Annotated in this window: 20 protein-coding genes; 15 read left to right on the top strand and 5 right to left on the bottom strand. The window is 42.2% G+C overall.

The window, feature by feature from the left end; all coding sequences use genetic code 11:
* The first annotated feature begins 80 nt into the window (after window positions 1-80).
* The 5 genes from hutI to L7A31_RS13015 all read left to right on the top strand — a co-directional run bounded on the left by hutI (window position 81) and on the right by L7A31_RS13015 (window position 6535).
* A complete protein-coding gene (hutI, locus tag L7A31_RS12995) occupies window positions 81-1304 on the top strand; it encodes an imidazolonepropionase (protein WP_237362210.1) in 1224 nt (407 codons plus the stop codon).
* Window positions 1297-2328 carry a formimidoylglutamase gene (gene hutG, locus L7A31_RS13000; RefSeq protein WP_237362211.1) on the top strand — a complete coding sequence of 344 codons (1032 nt, stop codon included), beginning with the start codon at window positions 1297-1299 and terminating at the stop codon, window positions 2326-2328. Before hutI ends, hutG begins: the two co-directional genes overlap by 8 nt.
* A 69-nt stretch (window positions 2329-2397) precedes the next feature.
* Window positions 2398-4095 (top strand): urocanate hydratase, encoded by a 1698-nt coding sequence (hutU, locus tag L7A31_RS13005; RefSeq protein ID WP_237362213.1) that lies wholly within the window; start codon window positions 2398-2400, stop codon window positions 4093-4095.
* A 4-nt stretch (window positions 4096-4099) separates the two neighbouring features.
* Window positions 4100-5638 (top strand): histidine ammonia-lyase, encoded by a 1539-nt coding sequence (gene hutH / locus L7A31_RS13010; protein ID WP_237362215.1) that lies wholly within the window; start codon window positions 4100-4102, stop codon window positions 5636-5638.
* A 174-nt stretch (window positions 5639-5812) separates the two neighbouring features.
* The gene (locus L7A31_RS13015) at window positions 5813-6535 is read left to right on the top strand and encodes a DUF3581 domain-containing protein (protein ID WP_237362216.1); all 723 of its coding nucleotides are present in this window, start codon (window positions 5813-5815) and stop codon (window positions 6533-6535) included.
* A gap of 60 nt (window positions 6536-6595) precedes the next feature.
* On the opposite strand, the gene L7A31_RS13020 is transcribed toward L7A31_RS13015, so the two are convergent.
* Genes L7A31_RS13020 through ydiJ form a run of 3 tightly spaced genes read right to left on the bottom strand, consistent with a single transcriptional unit; the run spans window position 6596 to window position 10616 of the window.
* Window positions 6596-7144 carry a nucleotidyltransferase family protein gene (locus L7A31_RS13020; protein WP_237362217.1) on the bottom strand — a complete coding sequence of 183 codons (549 nt, stop codon included), beginning with the start codon at window positions 7142-7144 and terminating at the stop codon, window positions 6596-6598.
* Complete coding sequence (locus L7A31_RS13025; RefSeq protein WP_237362218.1) at window positions 7128-7535, bottom strand: hypothetical protein; 408 nt, start codon at window positions 7533-7535, stop codon at window positions 7128-7130. Before L7A31_RS13025 ends, L7A31_RS13020 begins: the two co-directional genes overlap by 17 nt.
* 42 nt (window positions 7536-7577) lie before the next feature.
* Entirely contained in the window at window positions 7578-10616 is a 3039-nt protein-coding gene (ydiJ, locus tag L7A31_RS13030) for a D-2-hydroxyglutarate dehydrogenase YdiJ (RefSeq protein ID WP_237362219.1), read from the bottom strand.
* Between the two features lie 216 nt (window positions 10617-10832).
* On the opposite strand from ydiJ, the gene L7A31_RS13035 reads away from it, so the two are divergent.
* From L7A31_RS13035 to L7A31_RS13060, 6 genes are all read left to right on the top strand, one after another.
* Window positions 10833-11519, top strand: a complete 687-nt coding sequence (locus L7A31_RS13035) for a DUF3334 family protein (RefSeq protein WP_237362220.1) — start codon at window positions 10833-10835, stop codon at window positions 11517-11519.
* Window positions 11520-11689: 170 nt separating this feature from the next.
* Entirely contained in the window at window positions 11690-12373 is a 684-nt protein-coding gene (locus L7A31_RS13040; protein ID WP_237362221.1) for a DUF2786 domain-containing protein, read from the top strand.
* Between the two features lie 156 nt (window positions 12374-12529).
* The gene (locus L7A31_RS13045) at window positions 12530-13597 is read left to right on the top strand and encodes a tetratricopeptide repeat protein (protein ID WP_237362222.1); all 1068 of its coding nucleotides are present in this window, start codon (window positions 12530-12532) and stop codon (window positions 13595-13597) included.
* Window positions 13598-13787: 190 nt separating this feature from the next.
* Window positions 13788-13979: a hypothetical protein gene (locus tag L7A31_RS13050; protein WP_237362223.1), complete on the top strand. Its 192-nt coding sequence runs from the start codon at window positions 13788-13790 to the stop codon at window positions 13977-13979.
* Between the two features lie 453 nt (window positions 13980-14432).
* Window positions 14433-14792, top strand: coding sequence for a SulA-like leucine-rich domain-containing protein (locus L7A31_RS13055; RefSeq protein ID WP_237362224.1), 360 nt, complete (start codon window positions 14433-14435; stop codon window positions 14790-14792).
* 297 nt (window positions 14793-15089) lie between these two features.
* Window positions 15090-16193: a phosphoribosylaminoimidazolesuccinocarboxamide synthase gene (locus tag L7A31_RS13060; RefSeq protein WP_237362225.1), complete on the top strand. Its 1104-nt coding sequence runs from the start codon at window positions 15090-15092 to the stop codon at window positions 16191-16193.
* An 82-nt stretch (window positions 16194-16275) separates the two neighbouring features.
* On the opposite strand, the gene gyrA is transcribed toward L7A31_RS13060, so the two are convergent.
* Complete coding sequence (gyrA, locus tag L7A31_RS13065; RefSeq protein WP_237362226.1) at window positions 16276-18897, bottom strand: DNA topoisomerase (ATP-hydrolyzing) subunit A; 2622 nt, start codon at window positions 18895-18897, stop codon at window positions 16276-16278.
* Between the two features lie 299 nt (window positions 18898-19196).
* On the opposite strand from gyrA, the gene ubiG reads away from it, so the two are divergent.
* From ubiG to yfaE, 4 genes are all read left to right on the top strand, one after another.
* A complete protein-coding gene (gene ubiG / locus L7A31_RS13070) occupies window positions 19197-19907 on the top strand; it encodes a bifunctional 2-polyprenyl-6-hydroxyphenol methylase/3-demethylubiquinol 3-O-methyltransferase UbiG (RefSeq protein WP_237362227.1) in 711 nt (236 codons plus the stop codon).
* A 454-nt stretch (window positions 19908-20361) separates the two neighbouring features.
* Window positions 20362-22644 carry a class 1a ribonucleoside-diphosphate reductase subunit alpha gene (gene nrdA / locus L7A31_RS13075; RefSeq protein WP_237362228.1) on the top strand — a complete coding sequence of 761 codons (2283 nt, stop codon included), beginning with the start codon at window positions 20362-20364 and terminating at the stop codon, window positions 22642-22644.
* Between the two features lie 77 nt (window positions 22645-22721).
* Entirely contained in the window at window positions 22722-23855 is a 1134-nt protein-coding gene (gene nrdB, locus L7A31_RS13080; protein WP_237362229.1) for a class Ia ribonucleoside-diphosphate reductase subunit beta, read from the top strand.
* Window positions 23855-24133: a class I ribonucleotide reductase maintenance protein YfaE gene (yfaE, locus tag L7A31_RS13085; protein WP_237362230.1), complete on the top strand. Its 279-nt coding sequence runs from the start codon at window positions 23855-23857 to the stop codon at window positions 24131-24133. The genes nrdB and yfaE overlap by 1 nt, the downstream gene beginning before the upstream one ends.
* A 44-nt stretch (window positions 24134-24177) precedes the next feature.
* On the opposite strand, the gene L7A31_RS13090 is transcribed toward yfaE, so the two are convergent.
* Window positions 24178-24876: a substrate-binding periplasmic protein gene (locus L7A31_RS13090; protein WP_237362231.1), complete on the bottom strand. Its 699-nt coding sequence runs from the start codon at window positions 24874-24876 to the stop codon at window positions 24178-24180.
* Window positions 24877-25016: the final 140 nt, after the last annotated feature.

A 25016-nucleotide genomic window follows, 5' to 3' on the forward strand; every position in this document is an offset into this window, starting at 1 on the left:
TTTAGCAACAAACCAGTTGAACTGTTATACGATTTGCGATATCTATTGTATATACATTTAACGCAAACTGGATAATTGGAATGTGTAACCAACAAAATCTTGTCCTAGCTAATGCTAGGTTAGTGTCAATGGAAAACGGTGAAAACGGCTATACCGTCACCCAACCACTAACGATTACTCTTCAAGATGGCAAAATACACTCTGTTTCCAATTCAGTACCCTCAGCTGATGCTCAGAACACCAATGTATTCGATTGCAAAAACAAGCTGGTTACCCCCGGTTTTATAGATAGCCATACTCACTTGGTGTTTGCTGGTAACCGCGCACAGGAATTCGAGCAACGTATTAAAGGGGTTAGCTACGAACAAATCGCTAAACAAGGCGGTGGAATAGTCTCTACCGTTAAGGCAACAAGGGATGCATCGGAGGACCAGTTGGTTGAGAATACGTTACCAATTTTGGACGGTCTTTTGCGTACAGGGGTAACCAGCGTTGAAATTAAATCTGGTTACGGTTTAACGTTAGATGATGAACTCAAAATGCTGCGCGCTGCAAAAGCTCTTGAAAATCATCGCCGCGTCAAAGTTTCCACCACTCTTTTGGCAGCACACACTACCCCACCAGAATACAAAAACGACCCTGACTCTTATATTGATTTAGTATGCAAAGAGATAATTCCGACAGTCGCAGAATTATCTCTTGCTGATGCAGTCGATGTCTTTTGCGAGTCCATTGGTTTTAGCATAGAGCAAACTGAACGTGTTTTTGAAACAGCAAAACAGTTTGGCTTAAACGTTAAAGGCCACGTCGAGCAGCTATCGAACCTTGGCGGCGCTGAGCTTGTTGCCAAATATCACGGCCTGTCTGCCGATCACATTGAATACCTTAGCCATCAAGGCGTCCAAGCACTGGCAAAATCGAATAGTGTTGCAACTCTGCTGCCGGGTGCGTTTTATTTTCTGAAAGAGACGCAGTTACCCCCAATTGAGCAGCTGCGTTCACAAAACGTTCCAATGGCTCTCGCCACTGATTTTAACCCAGGCACCTCACCCTTCGCAGATTTGACTATGATGATGAATATGGGGTGCACTCTATTTGGCTTAACACCAGAGGAAGCACTACGTGGGGTTACGTGTCACGCAGCTAAAGCTCTTGGGTTAGGTTCTTCTAGAGGACAGATAAAACAGGGCTACGAAGCAGACTTGGCAATATGGAACATTGACCATCCAGCGGAACTTAGTTATCAGATTGGAGTTCCTCGCCTAACCGCTCGTATTGTCGATGGAGAGCTGTGCCATGACTGATACAAATCAAACAGTGACTAGCCAACAGTTTCACTGGCAAGGTCGCCATGACGCTGAAGATGGCGATTTGGGTAAAAGAATACACCACGTTGTAAAACAGAAGCAGTCGTCTGAATTAAACGAATCTACACAAGCCGTTAGCCTTCTTGGATTTGCGAGCGACGCTGGTGTTGCGAGAAATAAAGGCCGAATTGGCGCGAAAAAGGCACCGGACTTAATCCGTCGCGCTCTTGCAAATATGGCTTGGCATAAAGACGTATCTATTGTAGACCTTGGTAACGTATCGTGTGATGACGACCAACTAGAAGCCAGTCAAAGTCATTGTGGTGAAGTTATCGCTAACGCTCTTCCCTTTACCCCAGTAGTCACTTTAGGTGGTGGTCATGAGGTTGCTTGGGCTTCATTCCAAGGTTTAGCAAATTACTTCAAACAACAGCATCCAACTCAACAACCAAAAATTGGTATTGTTAACTTTGATGCACATTTTGATTTGAGAGCTTTTAGTAGCCCACAAGCAGATGTTAAACCTAGCTCAGGGACACCGTTTAGCCAAATTCATCATTTTTGCCAGGAACATGATTGGGACTTCCACTACGCCTGCTTAGGCATTAATCGTGCAAGCAACACGAAAGCATTATTCAACAAAGCAAAAGAACTCAACGTGTGGTTCGTAGAAGACTTCAAACTCTGCTTTATGAACCACATCTACCACCTAACCCAGCTACAACACTTTATCGACAACTGTGATTACATCTACCTGACGATTGACTTAGATGTATTCCCAGCAGCAGTTGCTCCAGGAGTGAGTGCACCTGCTGCACCAGGTGTCAGCTACGAATGTCTTTCTCCTTATTTGAGGAGAATTCTAGACTACCCGAAAAAACTGATATTAGCCGATATTGCTGAATATAACCCGACTTATGACGTTGATGGCCAAACTGCTAGATTGGCGGCACGATTATGTTGGGAAATTGCCAATGCCATGGCAGATAAAATTCAGCAAGAAGACGAACAATCAGATTAAACAACAGTAAGTTAATTTTTATATTCCAATAACAAAGACAGAACATCCATTGAGATAAAGGATTCAGCCATGACTTCAAATCATACAGAAGATCAACGTTTAGATACTAGTCGTACAATTCGCGCTCCGCACGGAACAAAACTGCGTGCCAAATCGTGGTTAACAGAAGCGCCATTGAGAATGTTGATGAACAACTTAGATCCTGATGTGGCAGAGCATCCTCATGCCTTAGTGGTATATGGTGGAATTGGCCGCGCTGCGAGAAACTGGCAGTGCTACGATACAATTGTTGAAACTTTAGAAAGATTAGAAGATGACCAAACTCTATTGGTTCAATCAGGTAAGCCAGTTGGTGTTTTCCCTACTCATAAAAACGCGCCTCGTGTACTAATCGCCAACTCTAACTTGGTACCACATTGGGGCAATTGGGAACACTTCAACGAGCTGGATAAGAAAGGCTTAATGATGTACGGCCAAATGACAGCTGGAAGCTGGATTTACATTGGCTCACAAGGCATCGTTCAAGGCACTTATGAAACATTCGTTTCCGTAGCTAAGAAGCACTTCAACGGAGACGCTAGCAAACGCTGGATCTTGACTGGAGGTCTTGGCGGAATGGGTGGAGCGCAACCACTTGCTGCAACCATGGCTGGATACTCAATGATTGCCGTTGAGTGTGATGAATCACGTATCGATTATCGCCTGAGGACGGGCTACGTTGACAAAAAAGCCACCTCTTTAGACGAAGCACTCGCGATCATCTATGAATCAGAACAGCCTGTTTCAGTTGGTCTACTGGGCAATGCTGCCGATGTTTTCCCAGAGTTAGTAGAACGCAATATCACACCAGACGTGGTAACGGACCAAACTTCTGCTCACGATCCTCTAAATGGCTACCTTCCACAAGGTTGGAGCATGGAACACGCTGCTGAAATGCGCCTAGCGGACGAAGCTAAAGTAGTTAAAGAAGCAAAGGCATCGATGGCAATTCAAGTGAAGGCCATGCTAGAGCTCCAAGATCGTGGTGCGGCTACACTTGACTACGGCAACAACATTCGTCAAATGGCATTAGAAGAAGGTGTTGAAAATGCCTTTGACTTCCCCGGTTTTGTTCCAGCTTACATTCGCCCACTTTTCTGTGAAGGCATTGGCCCATTCCGTTGGGCTGCACTATCTGGTGATCCTGAAGACATTTATAAAACTGACCAAAAAGTAAAAGAGCTCATTCCAGATAACCCACACCTGCATAACTGGTTAGACATGGCCCGCGAGCGTATTCAATTCCAAGGTTTACCGTCGCGTATTTGCTGGGTTGGCCTAAAAGACCGCGAGCGTCTTGGACAAGCGTTCAATGAGATGGTGAAAAATGGTGAGCTTAAAGCACCTGTTGTTATCGGACGAGATCATTTAGATTCAGGCTCAGTGGCTAGCCCTAACCGTGAAACAGAAGGCATGATGGACGGTTCAGATGCTGTATCTGACTGGCCACTACTTAACGCACTTCTCAATACTGCAGGCGGCGCGACTTGGGTTTCTTTACACCATGGTGGCGGCGTAGGCATGGGCTTCTCGCAACATTCAGGCATGGTTATCTGCTGTGACGGTAGCGACGATGCTTCCGAAAGAATTGCACGAGTGCTGCACAATGACCCAGCGACAGGCGTAATGCGTCACGCTGATGCCGGCTATGACATCGCTAAACAATGTGCGTCTGAGCAAGGCCTAGACCTACCGATGCTAAACGAAGAACTTGGTAAGCTAAGATAAGGAAATGAAGATGTTAGATTTTACGCTAAAACCAGGTTGTATCAGCTTAAAAGAGCTTCGCCAAGTGAGCCGCCATCCGGTCAGATTAAAACTAGACTCTGACGCGATCCCTGATATCGAAGCCAGCACTCGAATCGTAGACCAAGTTATTGAAGAAAATCGCACGGTTTACGGTATTAACACAGGTTTTGGTCTTCTGGCCAACACTCGTATTGCACCCGAAGATTTGGAAACTCTACAAAAGAGTATCGTGCTGTCTCATGCAGCCGGTATCGGTGAGTTCATGGCGGATGAAACAGTCCGCCTGATGATGGTACTAAAAATCAATAGCCTTGCGCGCGGCTTTTCTGGTATTCGCCTCTCTGTTATCAACGCCTTGATAAAGCTAGTCAATGCAAATGTTTACCCTTGTGTTCCTCAGAAAGGGTCAGTTGGTGCTTCTGGTGATTTAGCGCCTCTTGCTCATATGAGTACAGTCCTACTAGGTGAAGGACAAGCTAGACACAACGGTAAAATCATGTCTGGCTTAGAAGGACTGAAAATTGCTGGTTTAGAGCCGATTACATTAGCACCTAAGGAAGGCTTAGCACTTCTAAACGGTACTCAGGCTTCCACTGCGTTCGCGTTAGAGGGTTTGTTTGTAGCGGAAGACCTCTACTCTTCTGCAACAGTATGTGGCGCAATGTCAGTAGAAGCGGCACTAGGCAGCAGACGACCATTTGACCCTCGCATTCACAGAGTAAGAGGTCACCGCAGCCAAATGGATGCGGCAGAAGCTTATCGCCATATGCTAGATACTAGAAGTGATATCGGTGACTCTCATACCAACTGTGAAAAAGTTCAAGACCCATATTCACTGCGCTGCCAACCGCAAGTCATGGGAGCGTGTTTGCAACAAATACGAAATGCAGCAAGTGCTCTTGAAGTAGAAGCCAACTCTGTCTCCGATAACCCATTAGTCTTTGCCGATGATGGTGATATCATTTCTGGAGGAAACTTCCATGCAGAGCCAGTTGCAATGGCCGCAGACAACCTTGCACTTGCTATCGCTGAAATTGGCAGCCTATCAGAACGTCGAATGGCTCTACTGATTGATAGTGCTCTAAGTAAACTACCACCATTCTTAGTCGATAACGGCGGTGTAAACTCAGGCTTTATGATTGCGCAAGTAACTTCAGCCGCGCTAGCCAGTGAAAACAAAACACTTGCTCATCCAGCTTCTATTGATAGCTTGCCAACTTCTGCAAACCAAGAAGACCATGTGTCCATGGCAACATTTGCTGGTAGAAGACTAAAAGAAATGGGCGACAATACTCGCGGTATTTTAGCCGTAGAATATTTGTCAGCTGCACAAGGGCTAGATTTCAGAGCACCGAATCAGTCCTCATCTCGTATCGAGCAAGCTAAACACATGCTGCGCGAAACCGTCTCTTTCTATGACAAAGACCGTTATTTCGCACCTGATATTGAAAAAGCATGTAGTTTGTTGAAACTAGCCGTACACAATGAGTTGATGCCTTCTTCTTTAGCGTTAAGTTTCTAGCCGTCACTAGAAATGCCTATCCAAAGCCTAGCGAAAAGCTAGGCTTTTCTGCTAAGTCGATTTTATTCTTTAAGTAGTATTAGAGACTTAACAAAAAAAATTTACACTGGATGGACCATTAAAGGTCAAATCTAATATATAATCCCCTACAATTTTTGCTATGTATCACGAGTTATGTTCCTAACACCCTATTTTTCAACAAAAGAAGACCAGTTCCAATTCACACGCCAGCAAGCGAGCCACTTCGCCAAAAAGGTCGCGGGCGACTACAACCCGATCCATGACGAAGACAACAAACGCTTTTGTGTACCTGGAGATCTTTTGTTTGCGGTGTTACTGCAAAAACAAGGCATCAGCCAAAAGATGCGCTTTGACTTCTCTGGTATGGTCACAGATGGTATTGAACTAAGTATCAAGAACAGCGCAAACGAAAGTGTCGTTGTCGACCAGAACGGCAAGCAATACCTAACGGTTCAACGTGAAGGTGAAGTCAGTAACGATGCTGCATTTATTGAGCATGTCGTAACCACTTACGTACAATTTTCCGGTATGAATTTCCCACACATCATGGTTCCTCTTATGGAACAGGCGAAAATGATGATTAATTGCCAGCGCCCTCTTGTCATTTACGAGAGCATGGAAGTGGAGTTTGAACGCCTCGATTTGGTTAAGCCTGAAGTTGAGTTTACTGGTGCTACTTTCGATGTTGAAGGCAAACGTGGTGTTGTAACACTAAACTTTGCCTTTATGGAAAATGGCGAAGTAGTTGGCAATGGCGTAAAAAGAATGGTTGCAAGTGGTCTTAAGCCTTATGAGCACGAATCCGTCGCTGATCTAGTCAAACGCTTCAATGCACGTAAAGAAAGCTTCCTTGCAGATATCACTGAAGCTGCTTAATAGCGACACGGCTAAGACTTTAAAAAAAACCTCCTATACGGAGGTTTTTTTGTACCTTATTTATCTAGTTACAACCTGTAGTTTGGGCCATGTTGTCAACCATTTTTTTGATGACACTCTATGGTTAAATGTGTCTATGGTCCGGCGATGGTTGTAAGTGATCGTTCCACGGAAGTTGTGCTCATAACCGAATGCACTAATGAAATCTAATTTGTTATCACTTAACAACCTGACCGCAACAGCCGTCTCTTTTTCTACCCAATAACTCATTGCATCAATAGAGTTTTTGTAAGGCTTATCATTGTTACGAGTGTGCATAGTTGCTTGATTTCGCACCTGCCAGTTTATCTCTGGCATCAACGCTGAGAGGGATTGTTCATAATGAATGTCTTGTTCGCTTTGCAGGTTATCAGGGGCAAAGTAGATGACATCGACATCATTCAAAGGTGTTGCCAAAGAAAAGCCATGCAGATGGTCCCAAATCATGTTCCTAACAAATCCTGCCGCAATATAGCAATCGGGCAAATTTAGTGCTCGAACATGCTTGAGTGCTCGTATTCTCATAGCATCTTCTAACATCAACAACTCAACTTTATTGATTAGGTTCATCTGGATAAATTTCCGAACCTTTATGATCGCTATTCCAAATTTGATCTTCAGTTAGCGTCGTCTCTATTAGCTCTACAGGAGCGCCTTCGACTTCCACCATTGCGACTTTAAAGCCTGCAATCGGTTCGTAGGGACCTAATAGCAATACCTGCCCTTCTATTGCTTTCTCCAAGCTATCGACTTTAAAAGCCACGTGAGGTTGAGACTTAATTAGTGGATGCAACGGGCAGTCGGGCTCGAATCGGTGCCATTGTATACGAAACGGGTTGTCACCTTTTGTTGTATACATTTTATATGTTGGACTATACCGTTCATCTGGCTTTGGCTCAGTGGTTGGTATACCCATATGGTGATATTGAAAATCTGATAAATTCATAATCTTTACTTTCATTTGGAATACTCACCAGCTAGTGAGTATTCCTTCTTACCTTGTCTATTGCGAAACCACTGCCAACAGTGCTTGCAATGGGTGGCTTAGCGTTTCTTTTTCGAACCTTTTGACTTGGCTGCGGCAAGAGTACCCAGTCGCCATACACCTATCTTTTGGCAACTTGCCTAAACTCGGCTTCCAACTCAGTTCAAATATATTTTTCGACATTTCAAGCTTATCAACCTCATGCCCGAATGTACCAGCCATACCACAGCAGCCTACTGGAACAGATTGCAACTTAGCACCGAAGTGATTAAATATTGTGCCCCACTCCTTCTCGCTGTTCGGCATTTTGGTCTTTTCAGTACAGTGCGCAAGTAAATACCAAGGCTCCTCTTGCTCTGATTTTGTTGCATTAAACTCTTCAAGACGAGGGAGCATCCATTCGTGTACATTCAACACCTGAAACTTACCACGACTTTCGCCAAGTATTTCTTGGTATTCATCTCGATAGCAAAGCACCATAGCCGGATCAACACCCACCATAGGGATATTCAGCGCTGCCACTTGAGATAAGAATTCTGCAGTACTTTTCGCAGTAGCAGCAAATTTAGCTAGAAACCCTTTGATATGTTGCGCTTTCCCATTTGGCTTAAATGGCAACAAAACAGGCTTTTTACCAAGCTTTAATGCTAAATGAGTAAAATCTTCCACCACCTGTGCATCGTAGTAGCTTGTAAATGGATCTTGAACAATCAAAACATATTCTTGGCGTTCAGCTTCAGGCAACGTGACAAGCATATCCATATTGAAGTCAGTAGAAACTACCTGACGTTTACTTAGAGTCGGTGTGGATAATAACGGCGCATCAACATAGCCAACTGTTTTCGCGGTTAAGCTTTTTACCAATGAGTTGTTTACTGCCGCATTTACAACATTAGGCACTTTTGCCATCCAAGGCAGCATAGTTTCGATATTTGAAACCAAATAGTCTTTCGCAGGCCTTTGGTAACGTGTGTGATACAAGTTTAGGAATCTCGCTCTAAAACTTGGCACATCGACTTTAATAGGACATTGTGTCGCGCACGCTTTGCACGCTAAACAACCATTCATTGCCTCATACACTTCATGAGAAAAGTCGTACTCGTGGCGCTTGTTTGCCGTATGTCGCAACTTATCAACCAGAGCCTTGAGCGATGAAGAAGGGTTCAAACTTTGATGTTCGAAGTCCAGAATATCTACACCCTTTTCACTTAACTGCCGCAGCCACTCCCTGACTAAACCTGCTCTACCTTTTGGTGAGTGCCTGCGATCATATGTTACTTTCATTGATGGGCACATTGGAGACGATGTATCGTAGTTAAAGCACAAGCCATTACCATTGCATTCCATGGCTTGCTTGAAGCTATCTCTCACAGCAACATCTATTTGCCTATCATAAAACCCTCTTTTTGTATCCGTCACTCTAACTAGCTCAGCTTCGCTATCGAGTGGAGTACAAATCTTTCCGGGGTTCATCTTATTAAGAGGATCAAATGCTGTTTTTACTCGGCGAAGCTCGGTAAATAATTTAGGACCGAAAAACTCAGGGCCATATTCTGATCGGAATCCTTTGCCGTGCTCTCCCCACATCAGGCCGCCATATTTCGAAACCAATTTAACTACTTGGTCTGAAATTTCGTGCATCAGGCTTTCTTGTTTTGGATCGCAAATATCTAGTGCAGGCCTAACATGTAGCACTCCAGCATCCACGTGACCAAACATTCCATACTTCAGATTTTTGCTATCTAGTAACTCACGAAATTCCGCAATGAAGTCAGCAAGATTCTCAGGTGGAACGCAGGTGTCTTCAGCAAATGCTACAGGCTTTGCTCGCCCTTTCGCAGCGCCAAGCAGCCCCACTGCTTTTTTGCGCATATTGTAGATGCGATTAATACTTTCTAAATCATTGCATACTTGAAAGCCAATGACGCCTGCTTGCTTAGCTTCGAGCATTGATTCAAGCTTGTCCACTAGCTCACTGACTTGAGCCTCAACCTCACTCTCATTCTGGCCTGCAAACTCAACCATATTGATGCCGAGCATTTCTTGATTGGGTACTTCAGTCAGCAGGTCACTTACTGTATGCCAGACGATGTCTTGTTTTGCTAAGTTCAGTACGTTGGAGTCCACAGTCTCGACAGACAAAGCTTTCGCTTCGACCATAAATGGAGCATTGCGCAGTGCTGCGTCAAAGCTGTTGTACTTTACGTTAACTAACATACGAACTTTAGGAATGGGTGTAAGGTTTAGTTTCGCTTCTGTAATAAATGCTAGTGAGCCTTCGGAGCCACATAATATGCGCGCTAAATCTAAACTCTGGCTCTTGTCATCCAAAGCATTTTTGAGATCGTACCCAGTGAGGAAACGGTTTAGTGGTGGAAATTTATCTAGAATATCTTGTCGATTTTCGCGACATACCTTTTCAGCTGTTTCAACCGCCTTACATGCAAAAGTATTTTGCTGTGGTTCCCCTCTTGAACCATCGGTTTCAAATATTGAACCATCAGCAAATACGGCTTGTAGCGATAAAACATGGTCTGACGTTTTACCGTATTTCAGTGAGCCTTGACCTGACGCATCAGTATTTATCATACCACCCAATGTCGCTCGGTTACTGGTAGATAAGTCGGGCGAAAAGAAATAACCGTAAGGCTTAACCGCTTGGTTTAACTGATCTTTGATTACACCAGACTGAACTCTCACCCAGCCTTCCTGTTCGTTAATTTCAAGCACTTGGTTCATATATCTTGATAGATCAACCACAATACCCTTAGTCAGCGACTGCCCATTTGTCCCTGTCCCTCCGCCTCTGGGAGAAAAAGTCACATCCAAATAGCTCGGTTTTGAACTAACCTTAGTTATTAGGGAAACATCTTGTGTTGTCTTGGGATGGACCACAGCCTGTGGCAGCTGCTGGTAAACGCTGTTATCTGTTGCAACTGCGAGTCGACTTGAGTATTGAGTTTCGATGTCGCCGCTAAAACCTACTTTCTTCAGGTCGTTTAGAAAATCCTGAACGGTAGGATCGACATCAGATTGTGTTTGTAATCTAGGTAACATTTGCTTCCTGCCCAACAATGCTGATCCGATCAGCATCGGGTATTGAGTTATTTTAATATTAATCTTTTGATTTTGGTCACTTTACAACATTTGAAAAGGTGATCAAAACAGAATCTCAGTGCCACAATTAAGCATATGCTTGCTGAGCCGTTCATGCAGGTGTAAGTAGCGGATTTATTTGGATTGTAAATGCAGTGATTTTGAAATAGGCCAACAATGAAAAAAAATAAGATTGTCACTACCGAAGATATTTTGTTAAAGCTATGCCAATCTGTATCTGGTGTCTTAACTTCTGCCACAGGTTCAAACATAACCTATTCAGCCATGGTACAGAAAATAACTAAGACAAGCTTAAAGCCGGACTATGGTTGCTTTGTATTGTTTGATGGCGGATTTTCTGGCTTAGTTGTTATTAATTTTACCGCAAAGTCTGCACTTGAAATCTACACCAATTACATGAGAAATATGGGAATCCCCGAAGAAGAGCTTGCGATTGTTCATACCTCTGACGAAGTGGGTGATGTATTGGGCGAGCTGATGAACCAGTTGGTCGGCGACTTTACCAATCGAATACGCAAAGAGCTAAGGACTGACATCACTCAAAACCAACCTAAAATGCTTTCGCTAAATAAACAGGTGGTACTGTCTGTCGATACCAACCTAGATAGACCTCAAGTGAGAAGAGTTACCTTTTCAACAGAGGGTAATAACATTTTCTATCTTGAGTTAGCCATGGATAAAACTGAGTTCATTCAATTGGAAGAGTTTGAAGTTTCTGACGACGACAGCCCTGATGCTATTCTTGAACAAGCCCAGCAACGCAAGCGTAACCAAGCAGAAGAACAGTCCTCAGCGAGCCAGCCTGACATTTCTGATGATCTACTCGACGAATTAGGCATCTAACAGCTTAGGCAACCGTGAGGTAGCATTTTTTAGTAATCCATACACGTAAACCATTAAGAATTAAAGACTAATTAAGAGCCTCGGACACCTTTTAACTCCGAGGCTCTTTTACTTAGTTAGCAAAAACGTTAAAATGGTCGACTTTATTATTGTCAGGCCATTTCTCATCGATGGATAAACAGAAAGCTCTAAAGAAGATCGCCAAGTGCCTAGAGTTGGGTAACTCAGCAAACGTAAATGAAGCTGCAAATGCCATAAAAATGGCACACCGCTTAATGCTGAAGTATGGTCTTGATAAAGACGATATAGAATTTATCAAGATGGGTAAAACCCAGTCCACACACTTACTGCCAGCTAACATTAGTTCAACTTTATTGCGAGTTATACGTGGAATAAACACAAAGTTTGGTGTTGAAGCTGTGCTGCTGAATCACAAAGGTCTTAAGAGAGTTGAGTTTATTGGGGAAGCCGATAGAGCCATTTTTGCTGCATTCGCTTTTGACATCATTTACCGAGAACTTAATGAGCATACTGGCAAATTTCGAAATAGCTTTGCTGGTACTGGTACATCAACGCTAGAAGTCACTCGTCGAGTTAACTCGTTTGTTTCTGGCTGGGTCGAAGGTGCTTTGGAAAAGCTACCAATTATTGCTCCAGACGATGAATCGACAAATAAGATTAATAACTACATCGACAAAGAGTTTAAAAACATCGACCGAGAAACGTTTAAGCAACAGCTTAAAGAAGCAATGAAAAACATAACAGAAGATTACGAAGTCGGATTAAAGAAAGGCAGAAAAGTTTCAGTAAGCCGTCCAATTGATGGAGCCCAGGCTCCTAAGATGTTGAGATAATAGCTAATCATCAGCTTTGTTTAATTCATTACACCAATTTTCACATTCCGTTCGGCTCTCTATAACCTGACATGCTAAACTTAATTTGCTTTAGCGCTACCGTAGCAGCTTTATAACCCCGGCTGCTATTCAGGTAATAGTACATGGATGTAATGATTGGGTGGTGACATCTTGCGACAAATTCTCCCTCAGATTCTTCTACTCGTTTTTTTCGCGAACGTTCCACTTGCATTCGCTGAATCTATTCAATCTCTCACCACATTAGCCGAGAAAAATGACGCAAAGTCACAATACGCATTAGCTAAGCTGTACGAACTTGGCAACAAAGAACTTTCACCTGATAAACAAGCTGCTTTCTACTGGTATCAACAGTCAGCGCAAAATGGCTATGACCCAGCGAAGTTTAAACTTTCTAAAGCCTATATAAACGGAATTGGAACAAAGAAAAATGTTCCACAAGGGCTATTTTGGCTCATCGATTTAGCTATCAACGGTAATGTTGATGCACAGCTTACTCTTGGCAAAGTTTACCAAAATTTAAAGCAGCCTCCCGACCCCATCGATATGGCCGAAGTTTGGTATCAGGTTGCTTCTGGAAAAAGTTCCGTTGCAGAAGAGGCCTATTCCAAAATCCTGGAAAGCAAATACAATGCTCGACGAGCCAAACAGATATCATACATAGACCAATTGAACTCGGTATTTCCGGAAGATTCAGAGTCCCTCACTTCACCGACGTCTCCACCTGAAGGTTTGGAAACCTTGTCTATTGTTGAGTACGTAATCACTATGATAGCAGTTGCGACTCTATCTACTTCAATTGTAGTGTTCAGGAGAAGGCAGCAAAGAAAGCAAACGGTGAGCAATTCAGAAAACCAAGATAAAGACAAAAATATTGCCAATCAAGTCCAACTTATAAACCAGCAGAAAAAGCAGATCAGCCTGCTGTATCGTGAGTTAAAGAAACAACAGAACCAATCTAGGAACTCAACGAACCAAAATAACGATAAATCAAAAGAGAAAGCTGCAAGTCAAACACCGACTCAGTTACAGCTCGCTTGTACACTCTTTGGCTTCCGAGTAAACAGTATCCCCGAAGAAAAAAAAGTAAAACTTCGATTTAAGCAGCTCTCTAAAATTTACCATCCAGACATAAATGGAAGCGAGGATGAAATGAAGAGACTGAATGCAGCACTAAAGATAATATTGTCTCAAGCTAATAAATAGTTACACCGGATAACTCTATGTTTCAGCTAGCATGTAAGCAATCGATCTCCTTCTCAATTGGCATCTTATAAAGTTAACTCGACCTACTTTTATATGTCATAATCACAAGCGAAAATAAAATCCCCAATACAAGCTCTACATATAAATCACTAAATTGGAGCAGTGGGAAATAGTGAAGTAAGGGGAAGATATGTTCACAATAGAAGGCGTTTGTGATTGGTGTAAAAAGCCTAGCTTACTGGTTAGACATGACTACCTTGATGGTAAATCGAATCTGTCATGTAAAGAGTGTTATTCACTTGCAACTCTTGATGTCAGGCAGTTTAACCTAGGTGAGCTAGAACAAAGAAGACGTGAAGAAAGCCAATCTCTAAATATATAATCTTCATGATGTTTTAAGCATTTCATGCCAAACTAAGCGTCGCATCTGTCGGCGCTTTTTAGTTTGCCTTTTAAACTGTGTTTTTAAACATTGTTTAATAGTGCATTTAGTACTACTTCCTCCCTCACCTCTCTCTTGTAAATCAACCTTCGCTCGCTCACCAGACAAGTCTTATTTAGTTTGTGCTTGGTCCAATTATTTACCTGTACGACCATTCCAATACCCACAATATTCGTAGCAAAAACCTGAATGTAACCAGTAATACATTTGTGACACCCTTAACATTTACTCAGATCACTAAAGCTTCTCAAAATAGATACAATTCCCTTATATACAATTACTTAAAAAGAATCGATGTCAGTCTAATTAATATTGGGGCAAAAATTCACCTTGATTGGTATACAAAAAAGAACTACTGTTTATCTATACAGTATGTATATAAGGACAGTAACCATGTATCAAGCAAGCGCACATAACCACTTTTCAAACCAAGTACATCCTGCTATTCAGCAAACCTGTGACATCGACTTTTTCGACAAACTGGAAGTGCTGTCTCAGCAAGATCAGTGGATACTGTTTACATCTGAATGCCCCAAAATTAGCTCCTTGGACTTAACCTCTTCTCAAGTTAATCCCAAAAAGATCATACAAATGAAACCATCTCATACTCAGTCTGAACTTCAAATCGTAGTGCGCGCTATCAAGGCAGGGAATGCAAGTGCAATTGTAGCGTCAGGTAAAATTAATATTGTTAACCAAAACTTGCTTAAGCAACTCGCGCATGAGCACCATTGTGAAGTATTTTTCCTATGACATACTTAGGCTGCTTGCCTATTTTCAACTAGTTCACTGCTTTTGATTCTAAGCTTTTTATTGGCTACAACAGGTTCTCACACTCCCCCTAGGTCGGGACCTTGCCGATGCATTAATATAAGGCTTGGAGTCAATTTTTTATTCCTCCTTTGTTAGCCAATCAGTTTTTAAGCAAACGTTTGCTTTTTTACTAGCGACATAAATTAGTTCTGGTATCATGCGTCGCATATGTAAGGCTGAAGTACTCAGTTCTTTGGCTATTAAATGTAACATTGATATTACGATAGGATTATGTCGATGAACCTTGCTGATCAAGTTCTTGCTGTTAATAATGACCTCCCAATTCGTACAAATAAACCTGTACACAGTGGAAAAGTACGCTCTGTTTACTGGCTCACTGATGAAGACAGCCAACGCCTAATTCAAGAAAAAGGCTATGACGTTGCCTCTGACGCGCCTTTAGCAATTATGGTTATTAGCGATAGAATTTCAGCATTTGATTGCATTTGGCATGCTCAAGGTGGCTTAAAAGGTGTACCAGGTAAAGGAGCAGCGCTCAATGCTATCTCAAATCATTGGTTCAAGCTCTTTAAAGAAAATGGTTTAGCGGATAGCCATATTTTGGATATCCCACACCCATTTGTTTGGATTGTTCAAAAAGCTAAACCAGTCAAAATTGAAGCTATTTGTCGCCAGTACCTTACTGGTTCAATGTGGCGCTCATACGAGAAAGGCGAGCGAGAGTTCTGTGGTATCAAACTTCCTGAAGGGCTTGGTAAAGATAAAGCATTACCAGAGATACTTATTACTCCATCAACGAAAGGAATCCTGAAAGGCATTCCTGGAGTACCTGAAGCCGATGATGTGAATATCAGCCGCAAAAACATCGAAGATAACTTTGCTGAGTTTAACTTCTCATCTGCTGAAGATATCAATCTTTATGAGAAATACCTAAAGCAAGGCTTTGAGCTAATCGGTAAGTCTCTAGCCGAAATCGATCAGATATTCGTTGATACTAAATTTGAGTTTGGCTACGTTGAAGACGCAGAAGGTAACGAAAAGCTTATCTATATGGATGAAGTTGGCACACCTGACTCTTCAAGAATTTGGGATAAAAACGAATATCTACAGAACAATATCGTAGAGAACTCAAAAGAAGGTTTCCGACAGTTCTTGCTCAATCACTTCCCAGATCCAGATATTTTACTTAATAAAAATCGCATGGATGAGCGAGAAGCATTAGCACGTAACAATGAGCTACCTACTGACTCTTTAATGGATCTTTCTCGCACTTACATTAATATTGCCGAGAAAATTACTGGCCAGAAAATTGTTTTAAGCAAAAACCCAAAACAAGAGATTATTGATGTTCTTAGCCGTGACTATGGATTAATTGATTAATATTCATAGCACCAGTTCTATAGTAGAAACCAAAAAGAAAGCCGAGCATTATGCTCGGCTTTCTGCTGTTAGTGTTAACGAATTACTCAGTATCGCCTGACGACGTTTCAGAGTTTTCTTCGTTAGAAGCTGTTACAGCCCCTTCCTCTAACTCTTCTTCAGATAGTTCAGCTTCTTCAACTTCATCGATGCGCTGTAGGCCTACAACATGCTCGTCTTCAGCAGTTCGAATTAAGGTTACACCTTGAGTATTTCGGCCAACCTGACTCACTTCAGCCACTCTAGTGCGAACCAGTGTTCCAGCATCAGTAATCATCATCATCTCGTCGCCTTCCTCAGTTTGGATTGCGCCGACTACTGGACCATTACGCTCTGAAACCTTAATTGACACTACGCCTTGAGTCGCCCTACCTTTCGTCGGGTACTCTTCTAGGGTTGTACGCTTACCATAGCCGTTAAGTGTCACGGTTAATATATCACCGTCGTTAGAAGGTACGATTAGCGAGACAACTTGATCGCCTTCCTCAACTAACTTCATACCGCGAACACCCGCTGCAGTGCGGCCCATTGGCCTTACTTTATCTTCTTTAAAGCGAACCACTTTACCCGCTTTAGAGAACAGCATAATATCACTGTCGCCATCAGTAATATCAACACCGATTAAAGAGTCGTCATCACGAAGGTTAACAGCAATAAGACCATTTGAACGAACGTTTGCAAACTGATCTAGAGATGTTTTCTTAACCGTGCCGTCGCCTGTTGCCATGAAGATGTACTTGTCATCGCTAAACTCAGACACAGGAAGAATTGCAGTAATACGCTCATTCTCTTCTAGTGGAAGAATATTAACAATTGGCTTGCCTCGAGCTGTTCTACTTGCAAGAGGTAATTGATAAACCTTCAAGCGATAAGTTTTACCACGAGTTGAGAAACATAGAATGTTATCGTGGGTATTCGCCACCAATAATCTTTCTATGTAGTCTTCTTCTTTCATCTTGGTGGCACTCTTACCTTTACCACCACGACGTTGTGCTTCGTAGTCACTGAGGATCTGGTATTTCACGTAGCCTTCATGTGACAATGTCACGACAACATCTTCACGAGCGATGAGCTCTTCCATGTCGATATCGTGACTCGCTGCAGTAATTTCAGTTCTACGCTCATCACCGAAGCCATCTCTTACAGCTTCTAGTTCTTCGCGGATAACTTCCATCAAACGCTCTGTACTCGCTAAGATATGCATTAGCTCAGCGATTTCTTCTAGTAGCGCTTTGTACTCGTCTAGGATTTTTTCATGTTCCAGACCAGTAAGCTTTTGTAAACGAAGATCTAGAATTGCTTGGGCTTGTTGATCTGTTAAGAAGTATTGGCCATCACGGATACCAAATTGCTCTTCTAACCAGTCAGGTCGGGCTGCATTAGTCCCTGCACGTTCAAGCATTGCAGAAACATTACCCAGATCCCAACCGCGAGAAGTTAGCCCTTCTTTAGCGATAGCTGGTGTTGCCGCATGACGAATTAGTTCGATAATTTCATCAATATTCGCTAGCGCTAGTGCCAAACCTTCTAAGATATGAGCACGATCGCGAGCTTTCTTCAATTCATAGATAGTACGACGAGTCACCACTTCACGACGGTGATCAACGAAGCACTTCAACATGTCTTTAAGATTAAACAGCTGTGGTTGGCCATTGTTTAGCGCAACCATATTGATACCGAATGTAGTTTGTAGCTGAGTCTGAGCGTATAAGTTATTCAGAACAACCTCACCCACTGCGTCACGCTTACATTCGATAACAATACGCATACCATCTTTGTCAGACTCATCGCGAAGTGCACTAATGCCTTCGACTTTCTTGTCTTTAACTAGCTCTGCGATTTTTTCAATCAAACGAGCTTTGTTCACTTGGTATGGAATCTCAGTGACAATAATGGTTTCTTTGCCATTCTTGTCAGTTTCGATATCAGCCTTAGAACGCATGTAAATCTTACCACGCCCTGTTTTATAGGCATCAACGATACCTTTACGACCGCTAATTAGTGCAGCCGTTGGGAAATCTGGTCCCGGAATGAAATCCATCAGTTCATCAATCGTGATAGATTCATTGTTGATGTATGCTAAACAGCCATCGATCACTTCTGTTAGGTTATGAGGCGGGATGTTCGTCGCCATACCAACCGCTATACCTGAAGCGCCATTGACGAGTAGATTTGGAACTTTAGTTGGTAAAACTGCTGGGATTTGTTCAGTACCATCGTAGTTTGGTACGTAATCTACAGTTTCTTTATCCAAATCTGCCAATAATTCGTGGGCAATTTTTGCCATGCGTACTTCGGTATAACGCATTGCCGCAGCGGAATCACCATCAATCGAACCAAAGTTTCCTTGGCCGTCGACCAACATATAACGAAGTGAGAATGGCTGAGCCATACGCACAATAGTGTCATAAACTGCGCTATCACCATGAGGGTGATATTTACCAATTACATCGCCAACAACACGGGCAGATTTTTTATATGGTTTGTTCCAATCATTACCTAGTACATTCATCGCGTATAAAACACGACGGTGAACAGGCTTAAGGCCATCACGCACGTCTGGAAGAGCTCGACCAACGATAACTGACATCGCATAGTCTAGGTATGAACCTCGTAGCTCATCTTCAATATTTACGGGTGTGATCTCTTTCGCTAGATCGCTCATAGAGCAGTTGTCCCTCTACAGTTTGATCGTATATTTGATACGTATAAGGTATGAAAATATAACACAGAATTATCCCATTCGGCATCACTTTCCCTGCCCATTTATCAACTTGTGAAGGTGGTTAAGGTACAATTGTTTATAAATTGAACCGTGTTGAATCCATACACATTCAAATGGCTATTTTTTGCCCTATTAACTACCTCGAAATAGCATATATAACTATTCAATAGTTCTAGGTATAATTCCGCCCATATGAAGGTCTACAGGCCCATGGAAATATTGCTAGTGAGTGCATCGAAATGAATAACACCCAGAATGTCGATCCAAGTGAAATAAAAAAATTCGAAGACATGGCGTCCCGTTGGTGGGACTTAGAAGGTGAATTTAAACCTCTACATCAAATCAATCCACTGAGACTTAACTATGTAATGGATAAGTCGGACGGTATTTTTGATAAGAAAGTACTAGATGTTGGCTGTGGTGGCGGAATCTTGGCAGAAAGCATGGCAAAGCAAGGGGCCGAGGTGACTGGTCTTGATATGGGTAAAGAACCGTTGGAAGTCGCAAGACTGCATGCACTTGAAACCAATACAACAGTGAACTACATCCAGAGTACAGTCGAAGAACACGCTGCTCAATATGCCGGTCAGTACGACGTGGTCACCTGTATGGAAATGCTTGAACATGTTCCCGACCCTCAATCTGTGATCAGCTCATGCGCAAAGCTTGTCAAACCGGGCGGGCAAGTATTTTTCTCTACGCTCAATCGTAACTTCAAATCCTACCTGTTTGCTATATTGGGGGCAGAGAAACTACTTAAGATTGTTCCTGAAGGTACACATGACCACGAAAAGTTTATTCGCCCTTCAGAAATGCTAAAAATGATCGATCAAACCGACCTTAAAGACATGGGAATTACCGGCTTACAATACAACCCTCTCACTGGTACCTACAAGCTCGGAAACAATGTTGATGTAAACTACATCGTTCATACAACAAAACTGCCATAAATATCAATGAAACTTGTTGTTTAAAGCGCTTCAGCAGCGGTAGCACATGGCTACCGCTTTTTTAAACAATTTGTGTGCACAATATCCAAGTTTTAATCATTTTTTTTCGTGATCAATTTTTAATAAATTTCAAGAAAAATATTTTTGTTCTTGGTTAGTTAAAGAGCGTATTTGAAACTACGATTTCACCTGTTCAACTATGTTCTAGAATCACAAGTTAGTGTTCACTTACTGTTTTTTTTAATTTTGTGAGTTATCCACAAGTCATTCAAAACCTGTTCCTTGAAAAGATCTATTGATAGCACTATCTTGTAAGTCGAACATTGATGTACCCCTATATATTGTGTCTATACTTCAATATATAGACAGAGATAGATTACAAAGTCGGCAGCAAAATTATAAAACTTATACAAAAATACGACTTACAGAAGTTTTATTAGGGAAATAAAGCAAAATGAACCAAAAACTTACTGTCACCAAGCGTGATGGACGCAAAGAAAGTATTGACCTAGATAAGATACACCGAGTGATCACTTGGGCTGCGGAAGGTCTAAATAATGTTTCCGTTTCACAAGTGGAACTAAAAGCTCACATACAATTTTATGATGGCATTACCACCTCTGACATTCACGAAACCATCATAAAATCAGCCGCAGATTTAATTTCGGAAGAAACGCCTGATTATCAATATTTGGCTGCTAGGTTAGCTGTTTTCCATTTGCGCAAAAAAGCATACGGACAGTATGAACCGCCTAAGCTTTATGATCATATTTCCCACCTTGTAGAAATGGGTAAGTACGATAAACACTTGATCGAAGACTATAGCATTGCCGAGCTAGAAGAACTCAATGATTACATTGATCACCGCCGCGACCTAAATTTTTCTTACGCTGCAGTAAAACAGTTAGAAGGGAAGTATTTCGTTCAAAACCGCGTGTCTGGACAAATTTATGAAAGTGCTCAGTTCTTGTATATTCTTGTCGCTGCGTGCCTGTTCGCTAAGTATCCAAAAGCAACACGTCTAGATTATGTGAAACGCTTCTATGACGCGACCTCGACGTTCAAGATTTCTTTACCGACACCAATAATGGCTGGCGTGCGTACCCCTACTCGCCAATTCAGTTCATGTGTGTTGATCGAGTGTGGCGATAGCTTAGATTCAATCAACGCAACTGCAAGCTCCATCGTACGTTATGTATCTCAACGAGCTGGCATAGGTGTAAATGCAGGTAGAATCCGTGCGTTAGGCTCAGAGATCCGTAGAGGCGAAGCATTCCATACCGGCTGTATTCCTTTCTACAAATACTTCCAAACAGCCGTTAAATGTTGTTCTCAAGGTGGTGTTCGTGGCGGTGCTGCAACCGTATTTTACCCACTTTGGCATGGTGAAGTTCAATCTTTGCTCGTACTGAAGAATAACCGTGGTGTTGAAGAGAACCGTGTTCGTCATATGGACTACGGCGTACAGCTAAACAAACTCATGTATTCTCGTTTGGTACAAGGTGGAAATATCTCGCTATTCTCTCCTTCTGATGTGCCTGGACTTTACGATGCGTTCTTCCAAGACCAAGACGAGTTTGAAAGATTGTATGTTCAATATGAAAATGACCCATCAATTAAGAAAGAGAGCGTAAAAGCACTAGAGCTTTTCTCTTTATTGATGCAAGAGCGTGCTTCTACAGGTCGTATCTATATTCAGAACGTCGATCACTGCAATACTCACAGCCCATTTGATGCTGCAGTAGCGCCAGTTAGACAGTCGAATCTATGCCTAGAGATTGCGTTGCCAACTAAGCCTCTAACAAATGTAGAAGATGACCAAGGTGAAATTGCCTTGTGTACACTGTCTGCATTTAACTTAGGTGCGATCAACTCTCTTGACGATTTTGAAGGTCTGTCTGAGCTAGTTGTGCGAGCGCTCGACGCATTATTAGATTATCAAGATTACCCGTTGCCAGCAGCTTATCGCTCAACGATGAATCGACGTACGCTTGGTGTGGGTGTCATTAACTTTGCTTACTATTTAGCGAAAAATGGTAAGAAATACTCCGACGGCAGTGCAAACAACCTAACTCATCGCACTTTTGAAGCAATGCAATATTACTTGCTAAAAGCATCGGTAAACTTAGCAAAAGAGCAAGGTAAATGCCCTTCTTTCGATGAAACAAATTATGCGAAAGGCTTGCTACCAATCGATACATACAAAAATGATGTTGATTTGGTGTGTGATGAAGAGCTGCATTACGATTGGGACGGGTTACGTGAAGAAATTATGACTCACGGCCTTCGTAACTCAACCCTAACAGCATTGATGCCATCAGAAACATCTTCTCAGATTTCTAACGCAACGAATGGTATTGAGCCACCTCGCGGCTATGTGTCTGTGAAAGCGTCTAAAGATGGCATTCTAAAACAGGTAGTACCGGAGTTTACGGAACTAAAAGAGAACTATGAGCTTCTGTGGGATATCGGCTCAAATGATGGATACTTACATCTAGTCGGCATCATGCAAAAGTTCGTTGACCAAGCTATATCTGCCAACACAAACTACGATCCAAGTGTCTATGACAGTGGCAAAGTACCAATGAAGAAGCTTATTCAAGACCTTCTAACCGCGTATAAATATGGTGTTAAAACACTTTACTACCATAACACTCGAGACGGTGCGAAAGATGAGCAAAGTGACGAAGTTCAAGCTCAAGAAGAAGATTGTGAAGGCGGCGGTTGTAAAATCTAACAGATAGACACAACACTTATTGGTATACGAATTTAAACGCCCTTCATATTGAAGGGCAAAAAGGAATTGAGACAAGCATGGCATACAGTACATTTTCTCAAAACAAAAATAATCAGCTAAAAGAGCCAATGTTCTTTGGTCAATCTGTAAACGTTGCTCGCTATGACCAACAAAAATTTGAAATCTTTGAGAAGCTGATTGAAAAGCAACTTTCGTTTTTCTGGCGCCCTGAAGAAGTGGATGTATCTAGCGACCGTATTGATTACAACAAGCTGCCAGATCACGAGAAACACATTTTCATCTCGAACCTAAAGTATCAAACTCTGCTTGATTCCATTCAAGGCCGTAGTCCAAATGTAGCTTTACTGCCTTTGGTTTCATTGCCTGAGGTTGAAACATGGATTGAAACTTGGTCTTTCTCAGAAACGATTCACTCTCGTTCATACACACACATCATTCGTAATATCGTTAACGACCCTGCTATCGTATTTGATGACATCGTTGAAAATGAGCATATCCTTAAGCGTGCTAAAGATATTGCCCACTACTATGATGATCTTATTCAGCTCACCAACGACTACCATCGTTACGGTGAAGGTACACATGAAATTCAAGGTGAAAGCGTTACGATCAGCCTAAACGAGCTAAAGAAAAAGCTTTATCTATGTCTGATGTCTGTAAATGCGCTGGAAGCCATCCGCTTTTACGTGAGCTTCGCCTGTTCGTTTGCTTTCGCTGAAAGAGAGCTAATGGAAGGTAATGCGAAAATTATCAAGTTGATTGCTCGTGATGAAGCTCTCCACCTTACTGGCACTCAGCATATGCTTAACCTTCTTCGCAACGGGCAAGATGACTTTAGCTTCATTCAAATCGCTGAAGAGTGTAAAGAAGAGTGTTTTGAGCTTTTCAAAGAAGCTGCAGAACAAGAAAAAGAATGGGCAGGCTATCTATTTAAAGATGGTTCAATGATTGGCCTAAACGAAGATATCTTGTGTCAATACGTTGAATATATTACCAATGTACGAATGCAAGCTGTTGGGTTACCTGCTGCCTACCCTGAGGCGACTTCTAACCCGATTCCATGGATTAATGCTTGGTTATCCTCAGACAACGTTCAAGTAGCACCGCAAGAAGCTGAAATCAGCTCTTATTTGGTTGGACAAATTGATAACGAAGTAAGCGAAGATGACTTTGAGGGCTTCGAGCTATAATGGCAACGATTCGAATCAACAATGCTACTTATATAAAATCAAATCCATCCAATACCTTGCTTGAAACGATGGAAAATGCAGGGCTTGAACCTGAATACAACTGTCGTGATGGTCATTGTGGCGCATGTCGTTGTGAACTTGTTTCAGGTGAGGTCGAATACGTAGGCTTCGCAATGGCTTACACACCTGAAAACAGCGTGTTGCCCTGCATATGTAGAGCAAAGGGTGATGTTGAACTATCAAACGTCAACTATCGCTTAAAGGAAAAGCAAGCTTAAATTGTTTGGCTTCAAAGTAGGCGCTATTCTGCGCCTATTTTTTCTCACTTTCCACTGCCATCTGCTGGCTCTGCAATACCTCCTAAATAGCGCATTACAATAGCATTGTATTCTGCTGTGCCTTTCAATGATTTTAGTGCTTGAGCAAATTTTTTTGCTGTCGCTAGCGAACTACTTTTCTTGGAAAACGCTATGTATATTTTGTTAGTCTTCACTGGAGTCGGCAATGCCACAACGTTATTTTGCTCACCATAGATGTAGTTAAAGCCATAGATATTCATGATGCCTACTTTAGCCCTTTCTCTAGAAATCATACTGACTAGCTGATCGGCTGTTGTCACTTCATGTTTACTGTATTCAGGTTTATCAACTGTGGCACCGTATGAAAAACCTCGCTGAACAAGTAGCGTTCTATCTTTTAAAACTGTATCAATATCACCCGAAAACTGTATCTCCTTTTTATCTTTTACATTTACCAAGAAATGGAATCGTACTTCAGATATTTGGTTTTCGTCTAGAAAATAGAGGTATTTTTCGCGCTCTGGGTTGCGGCTAATATAGATGATTGCGTCCGCGGCACCCGTTTGTACATCTCGTATCGCCCTCTTCCAAGGCATACTATTGAATGATATGTCATATCCAGCATTCTTAGCTGCGAGCTTAACCAGGTCAATATGCAAGCCATATAGCTCACCATCTGCGCCACTAATTTCATATGGGGAATAATTTTCGTTGCCCCTCACAACTTTGAGCTCTGTTGAAGCTAAAAGATCAAAGCAACGGAAAAAAAGAAAAACTAGCAGGTATCTCGACAGTCTAAGCAACTTAGCTCCTTTACATCTGAGACATTCACAACTCAAAAGTGTAATTCATGGATATACTA

This window comes from Vibrio marisflavi CECT 7928 (assembly GCF_921294215.1).
GTDB classification, from domain to species: domain Bacteria; phylum Pseudomonadota; class Gammaproteobacteria; order Enterobacterales; family Vibrionaceae; genus Vibrio; species Vibrio marisflavi.

Coding starts and splice junctions, on each gene's coding strand:
- hutI (WP_237362210.1), top strand. CDS start 81: ATGTGTAACCAACAAAATCTTGTCCTAGCTAATGCTAGGTTAGTGTCA.
- hutG (WP_237362211.1), top strand. CDS start 1,297: ATGACTGATACAAATCAAACAGTGACTAGCCAACAGTTTCACTGGCAA.
- hutU (WP_237362213.1), top strand. CDS start 2,398: ATGACTTCAAATCATACAGAAGATCAACGTTTAGATACTAGTCGTACA.
- hutH (WP_237362215.1), top strand. CDS start 4,100: ATGAAGATGTTAGATTTTACGCTAAAACCAGGTTGTATCAGCTTAAAA.
- L7A31_RS13015 (WP_237362216.1), top strand. CDS start 5,813: ATGTTCCTAACACCCTATTTTTCAACAAAAGAAGACCAGTTCCAATTC.
- L7A31_RS13020 (WP_237362217.1), bottom strand. CDS start 7,144: ATGAACCTAATCAATAAAGTTGAGTTGTTGATGTTAGAAGATGCTATG.
- L7A31_RS13025 (WP_237362218.1), bottom strand. CDS start 7,535: ATGAAAGTAAAGATTATGAATTTATCAGATTTTCAATATCACCATATG.
- ydiJ (WP_237362219.1), bottom strand. CDS start 10,616: ATGTTACCTAGATTACAAACACAATCTGATGTCGATCCTACCGTTCAG.
- L7A31_RS13035 (WP_237362220.1), top strand. CDS start 10,833: ATGAAAAAAAATAAGATTGTCACTACCGAAGATATTTTGTTAAAGCTA.
- L7A31_RS13040 (WP_237362221.1), top strand. CDS start 11,690: ATGGATAAACAGAAAGCTCTAAAGAAGATCGCCAAGTGCCTAGAGTTG.
- L7A31_RS13050 (WP_237362223.1), top strand. CDS start 13,788: ATGTTCACAATAGAAGGCGTTTGTGATTGGTGTAAAAAGCCTAGCTTA.
- L7A31_RS13055 (WP_237362224.1), top strand. CDS start 14,433: ATGTATCAAGCAAGCGCACATAACCACTTTTCAAACCAAGTACATCCT.
- L7A31_RS13060 (WP_237362225.1), top strand. CDS start 15,090: ATGAACCTTGCTGATCAAGTTCTTGCTGTTAATAATGACCTCCCAATT.
- gyrA (WP_237362226.1), bottom strand. CDS start 18,897: ATGAGCGATCTAGCGAAAGAGATCACACCCGTAAATATTGAAGATGAG.
- ubiG (WP_237362227.1), top strand. CDS start 19,197: ATGAATAACACCCAGAATGTCGATCCAAGTGAAATAAAAAAATTCGAA.
- nrdA (WP_237362228.1), top strand. CDS start 20,362: ATGAACCAAAAACTTACTGTCACCAAGCGTGATGGACGCAAAGAAAGT.
- nrdB (WP_237362229.1), top strand. CDS start 22,722: ATGGCATACAGTACATTTTCTCAAAACAAAAATAATCAGCTAAAAGAG.
- yfaE (WP_237362230.1), top strand. CDS start 23,855: ATGGCAACGATTCGAATCAACAATGCTACTTATATAAAATCAAATCCA.